This window comes from Candidatus Deferrimicrobiaceae bacterium (assembly GCA_035256765.1).
Classification (GTDB): Bacteria; Desulfobacterota; Deferrimicrobia; order Deferrimicrobiales; family Deferrimicrobiaceae; genus CSP1-8.
The window spans coordinates 1-5,542 of the sequence record DATEXR010000230.1; the positions used below are offsets into that span (position 1 = coordinate 1).

6 protein-coding genes are annotated in these 5,542 nt (G+C 61.4%); all 6 read left to right on the forward strand.

The genetic code is table 11. The annotated features are described in order from the left end of the window. A partial coding sequence (locus VJ307_07770; GenBank protein HJX74040.1) for a hypothetical protein occupies positions 1-404 on the forward strand: 404 nt, incomplete at its 5' end. A gap of 71 nt (positions 405-475) precedes the next feature. Continuing rightward, positions 476-1,687: a hypothetical protein gene (locus tag VJ307_07775; GenBank protein ID HJX74041.1), complete on the forward strand. Its 1,212-nt coding sequence runs from the start codon at positions 476-478 to the stop codon at positions 1,685-1,687. 47 nt (positions 1,688-1,734) lie between these two features. Then, the gene (locus tag VJ307_07780) at positions 1,735-2,316 is read left to right on the forward strand and encodes a hypothetical protein (protein ID HJX74042.1); all 582 of its coding nucleotides are present in this window, start codon (positions 1,735-1,737) and stop codon (positions 2,314-2,316) included. A gap of 6 nt (positions 2,317-2,322) precedes the next feature. Beyond that, positions 2,323-3,426, forward strand: a complete 1,104-nt coding sequence (locus VJ307_07785) for an AAA family ATPase (GenBank protein ID HJX74043.1) — start codon at positions 2,323-2,325, stop codon at positions 3,424-3,426. Then, positions 3,423-4,229 (forward strand): hypothetical protein, encoded by an 807-nt coding sequence (locus VJ307_07790; GenBank protein ID HJX74044.1) that lies wholly within the window; start codon positions 3,423-3,425, stop codon positions 4,227-4,229. Before VJ307_07785 ends, VJ307_07790 begins: the two co-directional genes overlap by 4 nt. Continuing rightward, positions 4,210-5,517: a ThiF family adenylyltransferase gene (locus VJ307_07795; GenBank protein HJX74045.1), complete on the forward strand. Its 1,308-nt coding sequence runs from the start codon at positions 4,210-4,212 to the stop codon at positions 5,515-5,517. Before VJ307_07790 ends, VJ307_07795 begins: the two co-directional genes overlap by 20 nt. Positions 5,518-5,542: the final 25 nt, after the last annotated feature.

Below are 5,542 nucleotides of genomic sequence, written 5' to 3' on the forward strand. Positions count from 1 at the left end.
TAGAGATCGTCGAGCAGGTTCTGCCGCTCGTTCTGGAGATCATTCCGGGACAGGCCGCCGACGGATTGATCGACATATACGAACCGGGCAGCCATGAGGGGCAAACGCTGCGGAAGCTGTGCGAGAGGACGCTGAACAAAAAGGACTGGAGCATCGAGGAGCTTCAGATTTTGGAAGACATCCGTAGACAGCTCGAGGGCGGAAGGCTCATCTGCCGAGGGAAGCCGATCGATGGGACCGCGCTCGACCATGCGGCCCGCGAAGCAACGGAGGCGGGAGAGAAATATCTGTATGTGCCCGTTCGGGCCATCAAACCCCAGGAAGGTGGGAATCGTAGGCGTTGCGAAAAGGGCGCGCGGTTCGATTTCGACAACGCCTGCTGTGACCATGAAGATGCGCAATAGCGAGGAAGCGAGAGTCGACTCCTGTGGGATGACCCACCGGCCGTCGTCCCCTTCCTGACCTGCGGTGCCTCATGCGGAACCTGCTGAACTCCGACCTCGAGCTTCTGGTGAGATCCGGGATCCTGTACGTGCCCCTGTTGTTCGACCCGGATATCGAGCGCGAGGTCCGCGGGCGGCCGGCGACGGGCAGCCTCGCGGAGGAGAACGGGAGGCTTTTCGTCCAGGCTCTGACCCTGCAGTCCCTGTTGGACAACTATGGAACGATCGATCCGGAAGCATACGCGGAGCTTAGATACCGTTGCCTGAAAGATTGCCCGCCGGCGGCGGGGATGGGGAAAACGGCGGTAGAAGGGAATCTGCGGGAGATTCTTTTCGGCATGACGCCTCATTTTGTCCGCAAGAGCAAAGGGCCTACCCGGAGGTCGCTCGGGGAGATGGGGATCCTGGACCTGATCGGCGAGAAGATCCGGATTCCCCCCCGGTATCATGAGGAGGCGGAACGGCTTGCGGATGCGGAATCCGTTTCCCGGCGGCTCCGTTGCCTCGAGGATCGGGGAACGACGGCCTGCCCCCCAAGGGAGGGACCGGTTTCGCCGGGAGAGCTTTCCGAGTGGATCCGAAAGGCGTTGGCGTCAAGGATCGTTGAGGAGGAAAAGGATCGCTTGAGGCGGATGCTTCAGAGCCGCGATCGCTTGACCGGGTCCTCCGGGAGGCGGGGCGCCCTGCTGCTCTATATCGCCGAGGAGGGATCGCTGGATATCAGCGGGTTCGGGTTTTCGAGAATGGGCGGGGCCGACGAATACCTCGTATACAAGCATACGGGGGAATTCGCGCTGAAGGACTTCTACGGTCGTCTCTATTTGTTCCCCGATTGCCGGGTGGCCGTCACCACCGTGCCGCCGCTCAAGCCCTTCGTGATCGAGACGTATAAGCATCCTTTCCTGGAAGGGTACGAACCGGGGCAGATCATCTGCATGCACAGTTTCGATCCCCCCCGGGTCTTTAGCGCAGCGTCCGCGATCCACGCGCTGGAGGAGGGGATCAGCGCACTGCTCTACGGGTACAGCAGCAGGCGGTGCAACGGGTACCACGTTCTCGACCGGACGGCAAGTCCCGTCCGGGTGGAGGAATCGGAGGACGACGGTGTCCCGTGGCATCACGACGATCCGGTGATCCGGAGATGGACCATGCGGGACATCGATTTCCGGGAGTACCGCATCCCGAACGACCATCGCAAAATCGCGGAGGGGGAAGTCGTGGTGACCAATCAGCTCACGCCGTGAGCTTCGAGGGACAACGAGGAAGTCATGAAGCGGAGGTTCCCCTAAGCATGCAAAACGTCGACCTGCCGAAGAGCATTCGATCGGAGCGTGCGCGGAAGAAAAGGAAGCAGCCTCTGGAAAACACCCTTTTCGAGAGGATCGACGGCTTGGTTCGCGCGCATGCCCTGAGGGAGGCCTTTCTGGCGAGGCTCGGCGGTTTTCGCGAGGAGCCGCTTCCGGAAAACGTTCGGTTCGAGAGGACGAAGGAGAAGGAACCTTACGCCCCGCCCTGGTTTCCCCTGTCACGCCGGGAAGACTTTGGCATCACGATGGCGATTCTGGAAAGGGGGGACAATCCCTACCTCCGGTATGCCGCCTCGCCCGATGAGATCCTGCTGAGCGGGCCTCTGTTCGGCCGCAATCCGCGCCTGGACCCCGACACATTGGCCCGGCACCATTTCGAAACGTTGCTCCTCGCGGAGATCGCGAGGAGGGAGATCGCCGACCTGACGGGGCGGATGAGAACCGCTCTCGAGAAGGAAGGACCCGCCCATGAGGATCCGTCCCCCCGGGAATCGCTTGCGGAGCGCATCGGCAGGCTGCGGGAATTCATCGCGGGCGTGGACGGCGAGGAATCCGCCGGAGGATAGCTGAATATGGTGGAGAGAATATCCCCGCAAAGCCGGCAGCAGATCGAGGAAAAGCTCGGAGAGTTCCGGGGAGGCCAGATCGGCGAGGCAGTGGCGCAGATCCTCGAGTTCGACAAGACGCCAACGGACCTTAAGGCCTTCATGGACAGGTTCGTGATCGGCCAGGAGAAGGGGAAGAAGATCATCTCCGTGGCGATCACGTACCATTACCGGAGGCTGGCCAACGCGCTCAAGCACGCCATGGTGGAGGACGGCGACGACCTCGACGCCGCCCTCCGGAAGGCGACGACGCCGAAGGCGAACGTCCTCATCGTCGGGCCGAGCGGCTGCGGGAAGACGTACACCGGAGAGATCGCGTCGAGATTGGTCGGTGTGCCGTTCGCCGTGGAGGACATGACGAAGTTCAGCGAGGTGGGGTACGTCGGGCAGAATGTCAGCGACATCTTGCTGGACCTGCTGATCGCCGCAGGGGGAAACCCCCATGTGGCGCAGATGGGGATCGTCTACCTGGACGAGATCGACAAGATCGCGGCGGAAGCCGTCCTGTGCAAGGACGTTTCGGGAAGAGGGGTCCAGAAGGGACTGTTGAAGCTGGTGGAAGGCGCGGAAAACACCGTCGATCTGGGCAAGAGAAGGATCTCCCTGTCCACCCGGCACGTCCTGTTCATCGCAGGAGGCGTGTACGAGAATCTCGAGGCCATCGTCCGGGAGCGGATGGCCGGGGATGGTCTCCAAGGCGATTGGCGAACCCACATGCTGACCGACGACTTCGTCTCCTACGGGATGGAGAGGCAGCTCATGGGACGGTTCCCGATCCGCGCGGCCTACCATGCGCTGACCGTCGAGGACCTGCGGTCCATCATGCTCCAGAGCGAGGAGAGCCCGTCCCGGGCGTATGTCAACGACTTCCAGGCGTGGGGCATCGACTTGACGTTCACCGACGAAGCATTGACCGAAGTGGCACGGCGCGCGCAACGGGAAGGAACGGGGGCGCGCGGCCTGATCAGCATTCTTCATCAGGTCCTTCTGGAAGACATGTATCGGCTTCCGGGGACCCATACCGGCGAGTTGGTGGTCGACGGGAGATATGTGAGGGAGAGGATCCGGTGAGGTTCCTGGATCTGTCAGGGCTGAAACGGCCGCAGGGGTACGAGATGGAGTTGGCGGCGCTGCCCAAGGAGATTCTCATGGCGGAGTACGCCATGGCGAAGGCCTTTGCGATAAACGATCTGGTTCGGTCGGTCCACAAGGGAAGCTACGAATGGTACGGATACACCATCGGCAACCTGGAAAAGCCTGAGCTCATCGTGGATATCGGGCTTCCTGCAAACGACCGGAACGTTCCCGATTACACAAGCGTCACCCCGGAGAGGATCGCCGAGTTCCGGGAATCGCTGCCCCGGGAGAGCATCATCAACGGATGGATCCACTCGCACGGCGATTTGGATTTTCAAGGCTTTTCCCGCACGGACGAAAAGAACCAGATCACGGTCCTGGATTTCGTGACGGCCCTCATGAGGAAGCGTGTTGCGAAAAGGGAAGTGACGATCCAGGACCTGGTGCTGCTGGTGAAAGGCAGATACGGGGAGCGGGAATTGGAGGGTGGCAGCGTTTCTCTCATCACGGACGTCCCCGTCGGCGAGGCCAGGATATGGGAAGCCGTCTTCGGCGGCTTCTGCTACAGCATCGTGATCGGTGACAGCGGCTGGCACAGGCAGGAGATCCACTACAGGAAACGCGGGATCCTTTCGGGGCACACGACGACGGAAACGAAGGACGCACAGGCGGTACTCGTGGGCACAGGCCGCGTTCTGGCGCCGCAGGATTTCGATGTCCTCCGGGAGGAGGTCAGGGAGAAGATTCTGCCGACCGCCCGTTCCCCTCGGGAGCGTTATGAAAAAGAGTGCACGTGACCGGACGGAAAGGCCGGAAAACCGGCCGCAGCCGGGGCGGATCGAAGTTCCCGAAGAAAGGCTGGATCGGCAACTCCGCATTCCCGGCTGGAACCAGCGTGCGTTGGAGGTTGCGAGAATCGGCGTCGTCGGAGATGCCGATCTCCTGGCTTCCCTGGTTGTCCTCTCCTTGTCGGCCTTGGGCCTGAAGGATCTCGTCGTCCTTGCGCCGGGAATGGACCGCAACCTCCGGGGGATCGCGGAAAGGCTGAACCCGGCTCTTCGCATCTGCTTCGTGGAGGGGCTCTATACACACCCGGTTCTCGAGGACCTCTTCACCGGATGCCGCGCGATCGTGGATCTCAGCAGATACGGCCTGGCCAACAAGTTGCTGTTGGGAAAAGGATTGCGCGACGGGACCCCCGTGGTTCGAGGCTTCTGCTATGACGGGGAGGACGAACAGGGAGTGAAGGTATTCACGTATGTGCGGGGAAGGGAGTGGGAAGAGCTTCGGGAACTCGTTTCGGAAGCGAGTTTTCCGCAAGATCATTTCGACGACGGGGTTTTGGACATCATTGCGGCCGGGTTAGCGCTGGAGGAAACCAAGAACGTCCTGATGGATCGGAAAACGTCGGAAGATGTGGTCACGTACGCGAGGGCGCGGTTGGCGCCGATCGGGCGCGGCACCAGGGTCTGCGTCGCCGGAGCAGGAGCCCTGGGCAACTTCGTCGGTCTCGGACTTGCCTGTTCGGGGTTCCGGGATGTCGCGTTTTTCGATCCTGAGGCGGCGGAAGTGACGAATCTCAACAGGCAGGTGTTCCTTGCCGGCGCCGTCGGTTCGAACAAGGCCGAAGCGCTGGCCGACAGCCTGAACGGGATGTTCGGAACGGCGTACCAAGGGTACGGGAAGCCGTTGGGAAGAGACACGGATATCTCCGGATACGGCGTCATCTTCGATTGCGTGGACAATTTCGAGACGAAGATCGTGTTGAGCGAGAAATGCCGCGAGAAGGGCAAGATCCTGGTCAGCGGGGGGACCAGCGCGGAGACAGGGCAGGCGATCGTATACGATCCGGGGCGGAAAAAGGAAACTCCGGCGGAAGTCCTCGGCTTGTACGGGATCGTCGGGGAGCGGGAAGAAGGCGGCCGTCTAGGGGAGGGGGCTTCGTGCGACTACGTGCCGGATCCGTCGGTGATTATGACGAACATGATCATCGCCGGCGTCATGGTGGATTCCTTGCGGATCGTGCTGGACGGTAAGGAAGCGGAAAACGTCTTTTATGATGCGACGAGCGACAAGATGCTGTAGGTGCCTTCCCCCTCTTTGTCCTTTC

Excerpts from the sequence above, each read along its gene's own strand:
- VJ307_07775 (HJX74041.1), top strand. The coding sequence starts at position 476 with ATGCGGAACCTGCTGAACTCCGACCTCGAGCTTCTGGTGAGATCCGGG.
- VJ307_07795 (HJX74045.1), top strand. The coding sequence starts at position 4,210 with ATGAAAAAGAGTGCACGTGACCGGACGGAAAGGCCGGAAAACCGGCCG.
- VJ307_07785 (HJX74043.1), top strand. The coding sequence starts at position 2,323 with ATGGTGGAGAGAATATCCCCGCAAAGCCGGCAGCAGATCGAGGAAAAG.
- VJ307_07780 (HJX74042.1), top strand. The coding sequence starts at position 1,735 with ATGCAAAACGTCGACCTGCCGAAGAGCATTCGATCGGAGCGTGCGCGG.